The sequence below is a fragment of the Pseudovibrio exalbescens DSM 16456 genome, from assembly GCF_000422785.1.
In the GTDB taxonomy this organism is placed as follows: Bacteria; Pseudomonadota; Alphaproteobacteria; order Rhizobiales; family Stappiaceae; genus Pseudovibrio; species Pseudovibrio exalbescens.
Genome location: NZ_KE383918.1, coordinates 447952 through 462648, shown reverse-complemented (window position 1 = coordinate 462648; position 14697 = coordinate 447952). Strand labels below are relative to the sequence as shown.

At 57.0% G+C, this 14697-nt stretch carries 16 protein-coding genes and 1 tRNA gene; 8 read left to right on the top strand and 9 right to left on the bottom strand.

Features of this window, described 5'->3' with window-relative positions; translation table 11 throughout:
* The 6 genes from G512_RS22870 to G512_RS0116805 form a co-directional block, all read left to right on the top strand.
* The coding region (locus G512_RS22870; protein ID WP_208975045.1) for a hypothetical protein at positions 1-212 on the top strand (212 nt) is incomplete at its 5' end.
* A gap of 1595 nt (positions 213-1807) precedes the next feature.
* Positions 1808-3298, top strand: coding sequence for an alkaline phosphatase (locus G512_RS0116825; protein WP_028482727.1), 1491 nt, complete (start codon positions 1808-1810; stop codon positions 3296-3298).
* Between the two features lie 97 nt (positions 3299-3395).
* The gene (locus tag G512_RS0116820; protein WP_028482726.1) at positions 3396-3848 is read left to right on the top strand and encodes a hypothetical protein; all 453 of its coding nucleotides are present in this window, start codon (positions 3396-3398) and stop codon (positions 3846-3848) included.
* A gap of 5 nt (positions 3849-3853) precedes the next feature.
* Positions 3854-4534 carry an ABC transporter ATP-binding protein gene (locus tag G512_RS0116815; RefSeq protein WP_028482725.1) on the top strand — a complete coding sequence of 227 codons (681 nt, stop codon included), beginning with the start codon at positions 3854-3856 and terminating at the stop codon, positions 4532-4534.
* Entirely contained in the window at positions 4527-5849 is a 1323-nt protein-coding gene (locus G512_RS0116810) for an FtsX-like permease family protein (RefSeq protein WP_081657521.1), read from the top strand. Before G512_RS0116815 ends, G512_RS0116810 begins: the two co-directional genes overlap by 8 nt.
* 16 nt (positions 5850-5865) lie before the next feature.
* Positions 5866-6366: a copper chaperone PCu(A)C gene (locus tag G512_RS0116805; RefSeq protein ID WP_028482723.1), complete on the top strand. Its 501-nt coding sequence runs from the start codon at positions 5866-5868 to the stop codon at positions 6364-6366.
* A 133-nt stretch (positions 6367-6499) separates the two neighbouring features.
* Here G512_RS0116805 and G512_RS0116800 read toward each other — a convergent pair.
* Positions 6500-6575, bottom strand: a tRNA-Phe gene (locus G512_RS0116800).
* A gap of 298 nt (positions 6576-6873) precedes the next feature.
* Here G512_RS0116800 and G512_RS21555 point away from each other — a divergent pair.
* A complete protein-coding gene (locus tag G512_RS21555; RefSeq protein ID WP_051269509.1) occupies positions 6874-7743 on the top strand; it encodes an alpha/beta fold hydrolase in 870 nt (289 codons plus the stop codon).
* Here G512_RS21555 and G512_RS0116785 read toward each other — a convergent pair.
* The 3 genes from G512_RS0116785 to yacG all read right to left on the bottom strand — a co-directional run bounded on the left by G512_RS0116785 (position 7731) and on the right by yacG (position 10725).
* Positions 7731-8498 (bottom strand): acetoacetate decarboxylase, encoded by a 768-nt coding sequence (locus G512_RS0116785; protein WP_028482721.1) that lies wholly within the window; start codon positions 8496-8498, stop codon positions 7731-7733. The genes G512_RS21555 and G512_RS0116785 overlap by 13 nt on opposite strands.
* A gap of 208 nt (positions 8499-8706) precedes the next feature.
* Positions 8707-10320, bottom strand: a complete 1614-nt coding sequence (locus G512_RS0116780) for a bifunctional metallophosphatase/5'-nucleotidase (protein ID WP_051269507.1) — start codon at positions 10318-10320, stop codon at positions 8707-8709.
* A 204-nt stretch (positions 10321-10524) separates the two neighbouring features.
* A complete protein-coding gene (gene yacG / locus G512_RS21550; protein ID WP_235859972.1) occupies positions 10525-10725 on the bottom strand; it encodes a DNA gyrase inhibitor YacG in 201 nt (66 codons plus the stop codon).
* Positions 10726-10913: 188 nt separating this feature from the next.
* Here yacG and G512_RS22255 point away from each other — a divergent pair, with 188 nt between their 5' ends.
* The gene (locus G512_RS22255) at positions 10914-11273 is read left to right on the top strand and encodes a hypothetical protein (RefSeq protein ID WP_051269505.1); all 360 of its coding nucleotides are present in this window, start codon (positions 10914-10916) and stop codon (positions 11271-11273) included.
* 9 nt (positions 11274-11282) lie between these two features.
* Here G512_RS22255 and G512_RS0116765 read toward each other — a convergent pair whose 3' ends face one another.
* The 5 genes from G512_RS0116765 to hisD all read right to left on the bottom strand — a co-directional run bounded on the left by G512_RS0116765 (position 11283) and on the right by hisD (position 14680).
* A complete protein-coding gene (locus tag G512_RS0116765; RefSeq protein ID WP_028482719.1) occupies positions 11283-11915 on the bottom strand; it encodes a Maf-like protein in 633 nt (210 codons plus the stop codon).
* 56 nt (positions 11916-11971) lie between these two features.
* On the bottom strand, positions 11972-12190 hold the full coding sequence (gene infA, locus G512_RS0116760) for a translation initiation factor IF-1 (protein ID WP_028482718.1): 219 nt from the start codon (positions 12188-12190) through the stop codon (positions 11972-11974).
* Between the two features lie 192 nt (positions 12191-12382).
* A complete protein-coding gene (locus G512_RS0116755; protein ID WP_028482717.1) occupies positions 12383-12835 on the bottom strand; it encodes an arsenate-mycothiol transferase ArsC in 453 nt (150 codons plus the stop codon).
* Positions 12836-12838: 3 nt separating this feature from the next.
* Positions 12839-13348 carry a UPF0262 family protein gene (locus G512_RS0116750; protein WP_051269503.1) on the bottom strand — a complete coding sequence of 170 codons (510 nt, stop codon included), beginning with the start codon at positions 13346-13348 and terminating at the stop codon, positions 12839-12841.
* 36 nt (positions 13349-13384) lie between these two features.
* The gene (gene hisD / locus G512_RS0116745; RefSeq protein ID WP_028482715.1) at positions 13385-14680 is read right to left on the bottom strand and encodes a histidinol dehydrogenase; all 1296 of its coding nucleotides are present in this window, start codon (positions 14678-14680) and stop codon (positions 13385-13387) included.
* Positions 14681-14697 lie beyond the last annotated feature (17 nt).

Below are 14697 nucleotides of genomic sequence, written 5' to 3'. Positions count from 1 at the left end.
ACGCTAGCAAACCCACATCAACTGTCATTGACAGGGCGCAAACTCGTATCATCTCAGTGAGAAGATTTAGAGCGAACCGTGCCGTCGCCGGCAGCGCCGTCGCTCTCGATGGAGCGGGTTATAGCCCCACAATCTTCAATCCGTCAACTCGATTCTGCAAAATTATCACGACACAATCAAAAGACCCTGAGGATAAAACCAAACAAACCTGAAAAACCCAACGTAAAATCAAACCAAAACCGCTGTGAAAAGTCCAAGACACAAACCAGAAATGCCCAAAACCATACCGCGCCCCATCTGGATACCGGATCGGCGCTGCGCTTGTCCGGCATGACAGCCGAGGGGAAGAAGAACAAACACCGCCCTACACCACGAATGTCATCCCGGCCCCCGAGCCGGGATCCAGACCAGCAATTACGCACACCCGCGAAGGCCCGCTAATCTGGATGCCGGATCGACGCTGCGCTCGTCCGGCAGGACAAACGAGGGAAAGGCGATGGAAGGTTCGGGGGCAACGAGGCAGGACGGGGTAAAAGTGAACCGCGCAGAGCAAACAGGATCAGATCCAGCAGCAACGCGGCGCAAAGATAAAAGGGCTAGAGCCCTACGACGAACTCTCTGCAAATTGTCCGACCGAAACCCTGCAGACCTCCTGCTCACGCAAAGCAGTAAGACCAAAACCTAACGTCGCCCCTCCCCCACACAGGTCATCCCGGCCCCCGAGCCGGGATCCAGAACGGCAATTGCGAACACCCGAGAAGGCTCGTGAATCTGGAGGCCAGAGCAAGTCCAACATGACAGCCGAGGGGAAGGACGAGCAGGTCGCGGATCTCAGGGCTGCGTCAAAAAAGGAGAATGCGGAACCAGCATACTTAGAGCGAGCCGGCCGAGCGCCCCTCACGCTCACGCAAAACAATAAGACCAAGATCCAACCTCGCCCCTACCCCACACAGGTCATCCCGGCCTCCGAGCCGGGATCCAGACCGGCAATTACGCGCACCCGCGAAGCCCCGTGAGTCTGGATACCGGATCAGCGCTGCGCTTGTCCGGCATAACAGCCGAGGGAAAAGGCGATGGAAGGTTCGGGGAAACGGGGCAGGACAGGGCAAAAGTGAACCGCGAAAAGCAAACAGGATCAGGTCCAGCAGCAACGCGGCGCAAAGATAAAAGGGGCCAGCAGCCCTACGATGAACTCTCTGCAAATTGTCCGACCGAAACCCTACCGACCTCATGCTCACGCAAAACAATAAGACCAAGATCCAACGTCGCCCCTTCCCCACGCAGGTCATCCCGGCCCCCCAGCCGGGATCCAGACCGGCAATTACGCACACCCGCGAGGCCCCGTGAATCTGGAGGCCGGAGCAAGTCCGGCAGGACAAACGAGGGAAAGGCGAGGTTCAGGGCTGGCTGGACAGCTGAGAGGAGAAAGAGGCCGCAGATCATCGAGGATTGTACACAGCAAGACCCTAAAGAGTGCCTCCGAAAGACCCGAAGTCTCAAGTGTCAGCAGCCCGAAGCCATCCAGCCAGCTCCAACACGCACCCCAACAAACCTCAGGCAAAATGCGGCAACCGCAGGAGCCGGCAGAAGAGCCAGCGCGAAACCAATCCCCTTATACTTTCGTGGCACACCGCCGTTCCGGCAAGTTAAACGATAAACCGACCTCAATTTCCTAAAAAAACTATAATAAACACAGAAAAACTCAAATAAATTATCCGGTTTTGTTATTTCATTACGTCAATGTAATGTCATCTGAAATCTGTAGTTGTTGCATCGGTTCACACTCGCACCTTGAAGAGAGAGATTGATGAAACATATCGTTAGCTCCGCGTTGGCGCTGGCCCTGTCCAGCACTGCCGTTTTTGCTCAAGACGCCCTGCCGCAGCAAGACAATGAATGGTTTCAGGCTGCACAGGCCGAACTGGCCAAAAAGGCAGGCCGTCAACCCATCACCAACAAGGCCAAGAACGTGATCATCCTGATTGCCGATGGTAACGGTGTTGGCACCAACTATGCGACCCGGCTGTTCGACGGTCAGCAGAAGGGCGGTTATGGTGACGAGCATGTTTTGCCGCATGAAGCGTTCCCTTACATCGCTCTGGCCAAGACCTACAATACCAACGCCCAGACACCTGACTCCGCCGGCACCGGCACTGCCATGCACACCGGTGTGAAGACAAAGGCCGGCGTTCTGGGTGTCGACGCCTCCTTGAACCGGGGTGATTGTTCCGCAACTGAAGCAGCCAGCGTTGCCAATGCCTCTGAAATCTACAGCGCCATGGGCAAGTCTGTCGGCATCGTGTCCACGGCTCGCCTGACACACGCGACACCGGCATCCGTCTACGCTCACTCTGCGGACCGCAACTTTGAGGCCGATAGCAACCTGCCCGAAGGATGCGACCAGAAAGACATCGCCACCCAGATGCTCGATGCATTTGAAGCAGGCCGTCTGGATCTCGCCCTGGGCGGTGGTCGCCGCAATTTCGTCTTGAAGCGCGATGGTCTCGTGGATGAGGAAGGCAAGGCTGGCCGCCGCAATGAAGAAGACCTGATTGCCCGTGCCAAGACCCTCGGCATTGCCTATGCCTGGGACGATGCAACCGCCGCCGACCTGCCACTGGACGGCACGCCAGTTATCGGCCTGTTTGAATCCTCCCACATGAAGTATGAGGCAGACCGTACCGGTGAACCTTCTCTGGCAGAAATGACAGAAATGGCGATCAAGTCACTTCAAAACAATGACAAGGGCTACTTCCTGTCCATTGAGGCTGGCCGTGTCGACCACGCCAACCACGCTGGCAATCTGGCCCGCACCGTGCGCGATGGGGTGGCCTTTGCTGAAGCTGTAGCCAAGGCAGACGAACTGACCAATGACGAAGACACGCTGATCATCGTCACTGCAGACCACGAACACGCCATTGCCTTTCAAGGTTATGCCGGTCGCGGTTCCAACATTCTGGGCCTGTCCCGCCAGATCAACCCCAACGGGACGGAAGCGCTTGACGAGCCGAACCTGGCTCAGGACGGCAAGCCTTACACAACCGCCGGCTTCCTGAATGGTGGCGGCGCAATTTTGACCGAAGATCAGGATTGGTTCGGCACACGTCCGCAAATCACCGAAGAGGAAGCCACGGACATCGACTATGTCCAGCAGGCCTTGATCCCAATGAGCTCTGAAACTCATTCCGGTGAAGATGTGGCCATTTATGCCAAGGGCCCCTGGGCGCACCTGATCGATGGCACCGTGGAACAGAACTACATCTTCCACGTGATGCACCACGCGGCGACCGCTGAATAAGCGGACCCAGTCCTTACCCCTCTGGAAGGCCCGTCTGAAGCGGGCCTTCCATTCTGGCGCTTTACCCAGTGCCAACCCCGAGCATGAGAGGTTTGTAATGAACCGCCGTCATTTCATGCAGGCAACAGGCAGCCTGCTTCTGGCCACCCCCTTTGGGCCACTGGCCTTTGCCGCCGAAGCGGCCGAAGCGGCCGAAGGCACGTTGAAGCTGCGTACGCTCTACAACAAGGACCAGAGCTTTTCCCCCCTTGCCAAAGCCATGGAAGGCCAGCGGGTATCGGTGGATGGTTTCATGGCGCCGCCGTTGAAAGCTGATTCCAAATTCTTTGTCTTGACCAAGATGCCCATGGCCACCTGCCCTTTTTGCGAAACGGAAGCCGAATGGCCGGACGATATTCTTGCCGTTTACACCAAGCGCTCCTACACGGTTGTTTCCTACCGACGCAAAATCATTACCCGTGGTGTACTCGAACTGGGCAGCTACCGGGACCCGGACACGGGCTTCTTGAGCCGAGTGCGCCTGAGTGACGCCACCTTCCATCTGGCGTGACACCGATGTCGTTGGCGCTGCACGTTCGAGATCTGGAAGTTCATGCCCCCAACGGACGCGTTCTGGTGCGCGCGCGCCAGCTTGACGTCGCGCCGGGCGAGACCGTTGGACTGCGCGGCCCGTCAGGCGCGGGCAAATCCTCCCTGCTTTATGCCCTTGCAGGTCTGCAGGCCCGCATGAGCGGCGCAGTAGTGTGGGGCGATACCGATCTGACACCGCTCAACGACCACACACGCGCGCGGTTTCGCCGCCAGTACATGGGCATGATCTTTCAAGACTTCCTGCTCTTCGAGGAGTTGGGCGCGCTGAACAACGCCAGTCTGGCCGCCGCCTTTGGCGCCCCTGCGGAACGGCATCAGATCAGGCACACGGCTCGCACCCTGCTGCAGCGCCTTGGCCTGACCGACCTGGGCCGTACAGTAGAAAGTTTTTCTGGCGGCGAGCGCCAACGTGTAGCCGTGGCCCGCGCGCTCTCCAACAACCCGAAGGTCATCCTTGCTGATGAGCCGACCGCCAGCCTGGACCGTGCCGCGGCCGATACCCTGATTGCCGACCTGACGCGCATGGCGCGAGACGAAGGACGCACCTTGGTTGTCGTGAGCCATGACGATTCCTTGTTGAGCCAGTTGGACCGTGTGTTGCAAGTCGTGGACGGCGAACTGAAGCAGGAGACGCGCCATGTTTGAAACCATGGCAGATCTATGGCAGGCACTGCCTCCCACTTTTCAGGACACGCTCTGGCTGTTGGCCTTGCTGGCACCCACATTCATTGTCGGAGGCATGGTGTGCAAGGGGTACCGGCCGTTTGGGTTGATTGGCGCCTTGTTGTGGCGTTATCGCTGGACCAACCTTGTTTTCATCCTGTTAATTGCGGTTTCGGTGGGCATTGGCGTCGGGCTGATTGCACAGGAGAGAGGATTGCGCAAGGGCTCGGCGCGCGCCGCCGAGAAATTCGACTTGATTGTTGCTGCACCCGGCAGTGAAATCACCATGCTGTTCGCCTCGGTGTATCTGCGCCCCTCTGACGTGCCGCTGCTGGATGCTACGCGCTTTCAGAACGTGGCCAGCAACCCCCGTGTGGACATGGCGGCCCCAATTGCGTTTGGCGACAGCTATGCCGGGGCGCCCGTCGTCGGTACAACGGCCGAATTCATCTCCCATCTGGCTGGAAACCTGGTTGAGGGAAGGCTGTTTCAAACAAGCACGGAAGCGGTGGCAGGGGCTGCGGTGTCCTTGCCGCTGGGCTCGCAGTTCAGCCCTGATCACGGGGTGGGCGATGGCGCCGAACATGGCGCCCATGACGGCCACGTCAACACCATTGTTGGGCGCATGCCGCCCACGGGCAGCCCTTGGGACAAGGCCATTCTTGTTCCTGTGGAAGGGGTATGGGAAGTGCATGGTTTGCCAAACGGCCACCCACCCCACGCAAGTGACCGCTTGGGGCCACCGTTTGACCCTGAGTTTTTCCCCGGGACACCGGCTGTACTGGTACGGGCGCAGGAGCTTTGGTCCAACTATGCGCTGCGCTCCGAGTTTACCCGCGATGACATGATGGCGTTTTTCCCCGGGGCTGTGCTGGCACAGTTGCACAGCGTGATGGGCGATATTCGTCAGGTGATGTCCGTCATGGCCGTGCTCACGCAAGTTCTAGTAACCGCCGGTGTGCTGACCGGCCTGATCGTTTTGACACGGCTTTTCTCACGTCGGCTGGCCTTGTTGCGCGCGTTGGGTGCGCCGCGCCGGTTTGTCTTCTCCGTGGTATGGGGCTATGCCGCGACGCTGATTGCCACAGGCTCCCTGGCGGGGCTGATGGTGGGATGGGTTGCGGTGGGCCAGATTTCACGCATTGTCAGCCAGCGCACCGACATTCTGGTAAATGCTCAACTGGGCTGGGCCGAGCTTCACCTTGTGGCCGGTTTCGTCAGCCTGACTGTTGTGCTGGCCTTGTTGCCAGCGTTTCTCGCCATGTCCCGCAACGTACTCGCAGACCTGCGAGCCTGACGGAGGTTTCTTCACCATGCGACGTTCCATTCTGATTATCCTCGGTGTTTTAAGTCTGACAAGCACCGCAAGTCTGGCCGGTGACCACCACCATGCCAATGACCATGCAGCACACGAGGCCGCTGCCCACGGCATTCACGGGCTTCATGCCTGGACACGTGCAACTGACGACGACCATGCACTGGTGTTCGTGGAACTGAAGAATGAGAGCGATCATGAAGTCCATCTGACGGGTGGCCACAGCGCCATTGCCGAAACCGTGACACTGGTGGGTTTCCAGATGCAGGAAGGCGAAGCTGTTTACGTGCCCATACCTCAAGTTCCAGTGCAGCCCGAGGGAGAGTTGGACCTGATGCCGAACGGCCTTGCCCTTCAACTCGACGGTCTGGCGCGCCCCTTGGCGAAGGGCGAGAGTTTTGAAGTCGAGATCGTGTTCGATCAGGGGCATTTGATGATGCCGGTGCAGGTGGAAGCCAACAACGCCACCCAGCACAGCCACGCCGGGCATATGCACTGAAAGCCCTATATGCACGTCAACGCGCCCGTTGGTGCCATACCTCGCGCCCAGCGACAAATTTCGCACAGCGCGGCATACTTGTGGCACCAACCCAAGCGCTGGATTTGCGAATTTCATTATTTTGCGGGAAAAGTGGTGCCCGGAGGCGGATTCGAACCACCGACACGCGGATTTTCAATCCGCTGCTCTACCAACTGAGCTATCCGGGCTTCCTCCAGCGCGGGAACTGCGCTGCGAAAGTGAGCGTGTTATAGGAAGGCAGAGAGCGTCTGTCCAGCACCTCTTGTCAGTTTTTCAACATCAAACCAAATTGCTGGATTTATCCACATGGGCTGCGCCTGACTGCGCGCAGCTGCAAGCTGTTTTCCTTCCGATTTACAATGGGATGGCAACCGACTATGGTACCGCTTGTGCATGCGATAGGCTGCACCGGCGGCGCACCTCTCCTCCCCTTTTTCTGATTTATCAGAGATCCTTTCCCATAGGCAAAATTTGAAAGTGAACAGCATGCAAGCTTACAGCGTGTTTCAACGCGATGGCTTTGATTTTTCCGTTATAAGCGAAGGCCAAGGGCCCGACCTCGTTGTGATTGGCAGCAGCACCTACTATGCCCGTGCAATCTCGAAGACACTGAGTCAGTCTTTCCGCCTCCATTTCATCGACCATCGCGGCTTTGCCCCTGCCAATCGTCCCGTTTCCGAGGAAGATGCCGCGCTCGCTGTGATCAGCGACGATCTGGAATGGCTGCGCGGCCAACTGGGGCTGCAGCGCTTCCTTATTCTTGGACATTCCGGACACGGCTATATGGCCATTGACTACGCAACCCGATATCCAGAACAGGTTTCGGGGCTGGTTCTGGTCGGGCTGTCCCCCGATCTGGGAGCAACGCATCAAGCCATGACCGAGGCCCGGTTCGAAGCCGAGGCCGGAGCTGCCCGCAAGGCTCGATTTGCCCAAGACATTGAGCAACTGGGCTCCATGATTGAACAGGATCCAGACCGCAAGTTCGCCCATATATGCTGCGCCTTACAGGCCCGGCGGTGGGCAGATCCCACTTATGATGAGAGCTGGCTCTGGGAAGGCTTGACCCTGCACACCCCCTTGTTTGACCAACTCTGGGGTCAGGTGTTTGCAACCTTCGACATGGCCACAAAGGCCCAAGCCGTTGCTTGCCCAACGCTGCTTGTGATGGGAACTCTGGACTTCAGCATTGCGCCCATCGGGAGTTGGGATGCGGTGGCAGAGCGTTTCAAGTCTCTCACCATCAAGGAGCTGGCTCAGAGCGGACACACGCCCATGCTGGAGGAACCAGAAGCGTTCAACCGCGTTTTGACGGAGTGGGCACAAACCGCAACCCAGCCATCTCAATCCAGGTAGTCATGCAAAACCCGTCCGTAAGGCAGGGTCAGGTCGGTGATGAAATGCAACCCACCTACCACCTTGCGGACGGGCAGACTGGCCACGGGTGCGTTTACGTGATGGATCAGCTGCAACCCCGCCGGCCCTGACCATGCCCCCTTCACCGTGATGTCCGCCAGCTCATAGGCCACCAGTTGGGCAATGGCGAGCGAGCCATCAACATGAGGGATCATCTTCAGGTTCACTTGCGTCTTTTGCAGTTTCTTCAAGATCGCATCCGGGTGGCACTTGGTACCGTGGTCCACATCATACAACAGATGTTGGTACTTGTAGCCCATGGTCGCCAAAGCGATTGTCGTGCCATCAAATTCCAGATGACCGGTCAAAGTAGCCCCTTCGACAAACAGCCGAGGGTGCCCCAACTTCTTCGGGAACCCCCAGATTTCACGTCCACCGTAGATGGGCGGTGAGCAGTCTAGGAACATTTGCTGCGTGAAGTTGACGGGCTGTCCGTCATGAAGCGCCGGAATGACCAGACCCGCCTCGGTGTAGTCACCAAATCCCGCAGAATCCGGCATCCGGATGGTTTCAAACAAAACCGTGTTTGATCCATCCGGCTCCAAGGGCTCCGGTAGCGCTGCGCGGATGGCATCCGGGTCGCTTTCATAGATGACGGTGAAAAACTCTCGATTGATAAAACGATACGGCCCCTTGGGATAGGCCGGGGCCGCGATTGGCATAGAGGCTTGGGACAGGATTTCGTCGGCGTTCATGAGCGCCCCCTTATCAGTTTGACTTGCACAGTGCGCGCTCACCTTACACGGCTGCGTTTCTGTGCCTGCCCCTGCCTTTTCATGGGGTGTCGTCAGGTGGTTTCCCGTTTCCTAAAAGCGGGTGCCCAATATGGCTCAAACTTCGGAGCTGCCAACGCAAAGGGCGGACCGTTCGGCCCGCCCCACTTCAAATCACAAGTTGCCGAGATTACTTCTGCTGGGTAATCCGGCCATCGATAAAGGGCTGGTAGTCGCCCTTTTCCGCCAAGTAGTCCGCCACAACGACTTCCAGGCCGGGGCCGTAATCGTACGCATTGAGGCCATGCTCAGCGAATACCTTGTAGCCGTCACCACCGCCACGCATGTAGTTGTTGGTGGCCACGCCGTAGATCTTTTCCATCTCCAACGGGGATCCATCGGCCATTTCAACGGCGACGATGCGCTCACCCACGGGTTTGGATGGATCAAACGTGTACTTGATACCTGCGACCTGCGGGAAGCGACCTGCGCCTTCTTCGATTTTGGAAACGCCATTTTCCAGCGCTTCCTTGATGTAGGATCCCTTCAGTTGGAAGGTAGCCAGCGTATTCTGGAAAGGCAGGACGGTGAGCACTTCGCCCATCGTGACTTCGCCAGCATCAATGGAGGCACGCAAGCCACCGCCATTCTGGATGACAACTTCAACGCCCTGATCCTTGACGCGGTCCAGAATGGCTTCAGCAACCAGGTTGCCCATCTCACATTCACCGGACCGGCAGGACCCACGGTCGCCGTTGATCAGTGCGGCAGAAGCACCGATGACCTTTGACTTCAACTCTTCAATTGGAGCTCCAAGCTCTTCGACACGAGCCTGAAACGCCTCATCCGGCATGACGGAGGCATCAAGCAGAATGGGCTCACCTTCTGCCTTGATCACATTGCCGTCGTCGTCCCATGTCACCTCAATCTCGCCGAGAAACTTGCCATAGGCATAGGCTTGTACAATTGGCACATCCACGCCGTCAGGGTTCTTCACGAGTACGGGATATGGACCTTCCGCCCGCTCCTGCGTGTTGGACAAAAGGGTGTGGGAGTGCCCGCCAACGATGATGTCAATACCGGGCACAGCCGCTGCAATCTGGCGGTCTCTTGGCAGCCCTTCATGTGTCAGGGCAATGATCTTGTTGACGCCCGCAGCTTCCAGAGCCTCAACCGCGCCTTTCAGATAATCCTCAGCCATGATGAAGCGGACGCCATCACCCGGCGAGGAGGTTTCATCCGTGTCTTCGGCCAGTGCGGAAACAATGCCGATCTTCTCGCCATCCTTTTCAAGGATCAGCGTGCCACTAACCTTGCCTTTGAGCAGGGGTTCGTTGTTGACATCGATGTTGCCGGACAGAACGGGGAAATTTGCCGCCTTGATGAACCGGGCCAAAGCGGCCGGGCCGTCGTCAAACTCGTGGTTGCCAACGGCCATGGCATCAATGCTCAGACCATTCATGAACTCAACGGCAGCTTCACCCTTGTATGTGGTGTAGAACAACGAGCCCTGAAACTGGTCTCCAGCATCAAGCGTGACGAAGGCCTTGCCTTCGGAGTCCAGCGCGTTGCGGCGGTCATCGAGGATGGTCTTGACGCGGGCGATACCGCCAAAGCACTTTCCTTCAGCCTCATCGTCAGCGCCGCAGGTTGAATCGTATTTGTTGATCGACTCGATGCGCGAATGAAAATCGTTGAGGTGCAGGATCGTCAGGGAATAATCGGCAAGTGCCGTGGCCGGCAAACCACAGGTCAAAGCGACCACAGGCAAACCGCCCAGAAGAATGTTTTTAAGAGTACGCATTAGGAAGAAGCCCCCATCTACCAATGAATCCCGCTGGCGCTCAGGCTGTGACCGACAGCGAGTACGAAGGATGCAGATATATCTTGCGGGCTATAGATGTCGGTAACAAGACATAGGAGCGCACCAAGAGGCGCTGTGAGCAACTTCCCCCAGACTTATAACAGGCTCACGACCGAAACACGCACTTAGTGCCAAAAATGAACATCAGTGACGCATTTGATTGGGCATTTGGTCGGCGTAGTCGTCGAAATCCGGCTCCTGCTCCTCGGCAGGAATCGCATAGCTATCTGACAACCACCGATTCAGGTCCACCTTCCTGCATCGCTCGGAACAAAACGGGGCGAACGCCGGCTGAGCTGGCTTTTCGCAGATTGGGCATTCCTTGTTTTCATGCTGCTTTGCCACGGCCATATCCTCAATTCACGGGCATTTGCTTCCACTACGCAGGTTGTTTACCCTCTAACACATAAAACAGGTAGAGCAATCCGCCAGCCCAACACGAGATGCAACAAGGCCCACCCAGCTTTGGAAAACTCGCACTTAAGGCAGAAGCCTACCACCGGCCGTCTCCGGCTTTGCCATCGGGAGGAAGAATGACATCGGAGATTTCATGGATCCTGACCAGTCAGGTCACCGCGTTTGACCAGCCCGCGTTTGAGAGCCTCATGCAGGAAATGTGCTCCCATTTCCGTGAATCTCTACCCGGCCTGCAGGCCATGGTGTGGTATCTGTCGGAGGATGGGACAACCTGCCAAATGTTTGTCACGGTGGAGTCCAGTGAAAGCGCACTGGTTTACTTCGAAAAATACATGGTTCAGTTCCAGAACCGGTTCGAAGCTCTGCTCACCCCACAGCAACTGGTTGTTTACGGCGATGTGTCGGCCGACTTGAAAACCCTGCTCGCTCCCAGCTCACCGATATATGTCACCACGATCGGCGGCTTTGTGCGCTGAGTAGCGCTGTTAGGCTGGAACTCCGGCCTGTACCCAGGTTGCCTGTGTGTTGTAGCCATTTCCCTGCAACAGGTTTGCCGTTTCATAGAGCGGCAGACCGACGACGGAGGAATAAGAACCTATGACACGGGCAACAAAGCTGCCTGCCAGCCCCTGTATGGCATAGCCCCCTGCCTTGCCCCTCCATTCACCGGAGGCAAGATAGTTGGCCATGTCCTGCTTGGACAAACGACGAAACCGGACACGGGTTTCCACTAGTTTGGTGCGGTTCTGCCCCTTGGGTGTGTTGACACACAACCCAGTGTAGACGCGATGAACGCGCCCGGACAACAAAGCCAGACAGGCTTCCGCCTGCTCGGTACTCTCCGGCTTCGGCAGAATGCGCCGCCCCACGGACACCACGGTATCCGACCCGAGGATGAGCGCTTCTTTCTTGTCGGGGTCCCGATCCACCATCAGCCGCGCCGCTGCCGCTTTTTCGCGCGCCAGACGCATGGCCAGAGCACGGGGGCTCTCGCCCCGGTCCGGTGTCTCGTCAATATCGGTAGGAAGCAAATAGTCCGGTTCAATGCCGATCTGCTGCAAAAGCGCCAAACGACGGGGTGACCCAGACGCTAAAACGAGCGGAAGTTTTTCGCTCATATCTGCTCCTCAAAACCGATGATGCATGGCTTGGATCAAGCCATGGCCGCTTGCAATTACTTGTAGCGATATGTGATTCGACCCTTGGTGAGGTCGTATGGTGTCATTTCAACGAGCACCTTGTCGCCCGCCAGAACCCGGATGCGGTTCTTGCGCATGCGGCCAGCGGTATGAGCAATGATCTCATGATCATTTTCAAGTTTAACCCGGAAAGTTGCGTTCGGAAGGAGTTCCGTAACAACCCCCGGAAATTCCAAGACTTCTTCTTTTGCCATTAGGATTCCTGATCGTTCTTCGTAGCTGCGCGGAACCTAACGGATTAACCACCGAAAGGAAACCGCAAACACTCAATTGTCAGAGGTGGATGGGCGCTCTTTTACCCGGATTTTAAGCGGTTGTCACAGGTTCTTTTTACCAATGTCCGCGTTGCAGCTGTGTTTTTTACTATTGCCTGCGTGTTTCTCTCTTCAAGATGAAGGTGGCGCTGTCCAGTTGAGCCGTTTCATCAACCGCATCTTGAGTGCCTCCCGCACTTCACGATAGGCTTCCATGATCTGAGAACGACTTCCAGTTACAATGGTCGGGTCAATTGTGGGCCAGTATTCAACATCCACGGCTTGAGTACGGGTGGTATCAAGCGCCATGTGATGCGCCTCCGGCGCAAGGGTGATGATGAGATCAAACCCCTCTTCTGCCAGATCTTCAAATGTCTTGGGCGTATGGAAGCTCATGTCCACGCCCGCTTCTTCCATGACCGCATCGACGAACGGGTCCCGCTCCCCGGCAAAAACACCACAGGAGCGCACATAGATCTGCTTGGGGAACAAGGTGCGGGTCAAAGCTTCGGCCATGGGAGAACGCACCGCATTCATGCGGCAAATGAACAAGATAGCACTCGGCTGAATGAGGGGGTCTGCCATGCGCTACGCCTTCGGATGCAAGGAACACAGCAGCGTGAACAGACGACGGGAGGTTTGATGGTCCACGTCCACCTTGCCATCAAGCCTCTCCTTGAGCACACCGGCACCTTCGTTGTGCACCCCGCGCCGGCCCATATCGATGGCTTCGATCTGACTGGGAGACGCCGTTCGAATTGCTTCATAATAGCTTTCGCAGATCATGAAGTAATCCTGAACGATTTTCTTGAACGGCGTCAGCGACAGGATCAACGTCGTCAACTCAACGCCGTCTTCGCTTCGAATGATGAAAACGAGACGGCGTTTGATCATGGCCAGGTCCAGCCGATATGGCCCTTCTGGGGCCCCGATGGGGGAGAAGTAGTTCTCCTCCACGAGATCAAATATGGCAACCTTGCGTTCGCGTTCCACGTCCTTGCTGGCGCGCTGGATGGAATTGGGGTCCAGCACGACTTCCACGAGGCGCTGGGTGGTCTCATTCCCATCCTCTTCAATCGTTGGCACCGTTTCATCCATCAGTGTTTCAGCTCCACTCAGACGAGCCGTGCTCGTCTATCGGTTCAACCGTATTGCAACAGACTTGGCGTGTGCGCCCAATCCTTCCGCTTCTGCCAACTTGACGGCAGCCGGGCCGATTTGCGCCAGATTGTCTGGGTTGCAGCGCAATATAGAACTACGCTTAACAAACTCCAGTACGGACAGACCAGAGGAAAACTTGGCCGAACGAGCAGTTGGCAACACATGATTGGAGCCACCAACATAGTCACCGATTGCTTCAGGGGTGTAACGACCAAGGAAAATCGCCCCCGCGTTGCGCATCAATGGCAACAGGGCATCGGGATCCTCGACCGCCAATTCCAGGTGCTCAGGCGCAAATCGGTTCGACAAGGCCATGGCGGCTTCAAGGTCATCCACGGTGATGATGGCGCCGTAATTTTTCCAACTCTCGCCAGCCACATCGGCACGCGGCAAGGTTTCCAGCTGCTTTTCCACGGCCACAGCCACTTCTTCGGCCAAGGTCGGGCTGTCCGTGATGAGTATGGATTGCGCCACGGGATCATGCTCGGCCTGAGACAGCAGGTCCACGGCCACCCAATCCGGGTTATTGCCTTCGTCAGCAACAACGAGAATTTCGGAAGGACCTGCAATCATGTCAATGCCGACGCGGCCGAAAACCCGACGCTTGGCGGCGGACACAAAGGCATTGCCAGGCCCGACAATCTTGCTGACCGGGGCAATGCTTTGCGTTCCATACGCCAGCGCGCCCACAGCTTGGGCCCCGCCAATGCGGTAGATTTCCGTTACACCCGCCAGCTTGGCAGCCGCCAGAACCAACGGGTTTAGGACGCCATCGGGGCTTGGAACAACCATGACGATCCGTTCCACGCCCGCAACTGTTGCCGGTACCACATTCATGAGAACCGACGATGGATAACTGGCCAGACCGCCCGGCACATACACACCGACAGCTTCAACAGGTGTCCAGATGCTTCCCAGTTCAACGCCGATCGGATCCATATAACTGGAGCTTTCCGGTAACTGCTTTTCATGGTGAGCGCGGATCCGATCACACGCCAGTTTCAAGGCATCATAGGTTTCTGTGGGAACCTGTGCGACGGCCGCATTCAATTCGTCTTCCGTGACCTTCAACTCATCCATGGACGCAACGCTCAGGCGGTCGAACTTCGCAGTGTATGCCAATACAGCTTCGTCGCCCCGGTCCTCTACATCCTTCAGGATGTCGCGCACGATATGGTCAACATCCTCGGAGATTTCACGCTTGCTCATGAGCAGACGGTCAATTTCTTCGTCGAAACTGGCTGACGCAGAGGAGATTTTAACGGCCACGATCTTGTTCCCTGTTT

Bases quoted from the DNA above. Each gene is read 5' to 3' on its own strand.
- G512_RS0116825 (WP_028482727.1), top strand. From the start codon at position 1,808: ATGAAACATATCGTTAGCTCCGCGTTGGCGCTGGCCCTGTCCAGCACT.
- G512_RS0116820 (WP_028482726.1), top strand. From the start codon at position 3,396: ATGAACCGCCGTCATTTCATGCAGGCAACAGGCAGCCTGCTTCTGGCC.
- G512_RS0116815 (WP_028482725.1), top strand. From the start codon at position 3,854: ATGTCGTTGGCGCTGCACGTTCGAGATCTGGAAGTTCATGCCCCCAAC.
- G512_RS0116810 (WP_081657521.1), top strand. From the start codon at position 4,527: ATGTTTGAAACCATGGCAGATCTATGGCAGGCACTGCCTCCCACTTTT.
- G512_RS0116805 (WP_028482723.1), top strand. From the start codon at position 5,866: ATGCGACGTTCCATTCTGATTATCCTCGGTGTTTTAAGTCTGACAAGC.
- G512_RS21555 (WP_051269509.1), top strand. From the start codon at position 6,874: ATGCAAGCTTACAGCGTGTTTCAACGCGATGGCTTTGATTTTTCCGTT.
- G512_RS0116785 (WP_028482721.1), bottom strand. From the start codon at position 8,498: ATGAACGCCGACGAAATCCTGTCCCAAGCCTCTATGCCAATCGCGGCC.
- G512_RS0116780 (WP_051269507.1), bottom strand. From the start codon at position 10,320: ATGCGTACTCTTAAAAACATTCTTCTGGGCGGTTTGCCTGTGGTCGCT.
- G512_RS22255 (WP_051269505.1), top strand. From the start codon at position 10,914: ATGACATCGGAGATTTCATGGATCCTGACCAGTCAGGTCACCGCGTTT.
- G512_RS0116765 (WP_028482719.1), bottom strand. From the start codon at position 11,915: ATGAGCGAAAAACTTCCGCTCGTTTTAGCGTCTGGGTCACCCCGTCGT.
- infA (WP_028482718.1), bottom strand. From the start codon at position 12,190: ATGGCAAAAGAAGAAGTCTTGGAATTTCCGGGGGTTGTTACGGAACTC.
- G512_RS0116755 (WP_028482717.1), bottom strand. From the start codon at position 12,835: ATGGCAGACCCCCTCATTCAGCCGAGTGCTATCTTGTTCATTTGCCGC.
- G512_RS0116750 (WP_051269503.1), bottom strand. From the start codon at position 13,348: ATGGATGAAACGGTGCCAACGATTGAAGAGGATGGGAATGAGACCACC.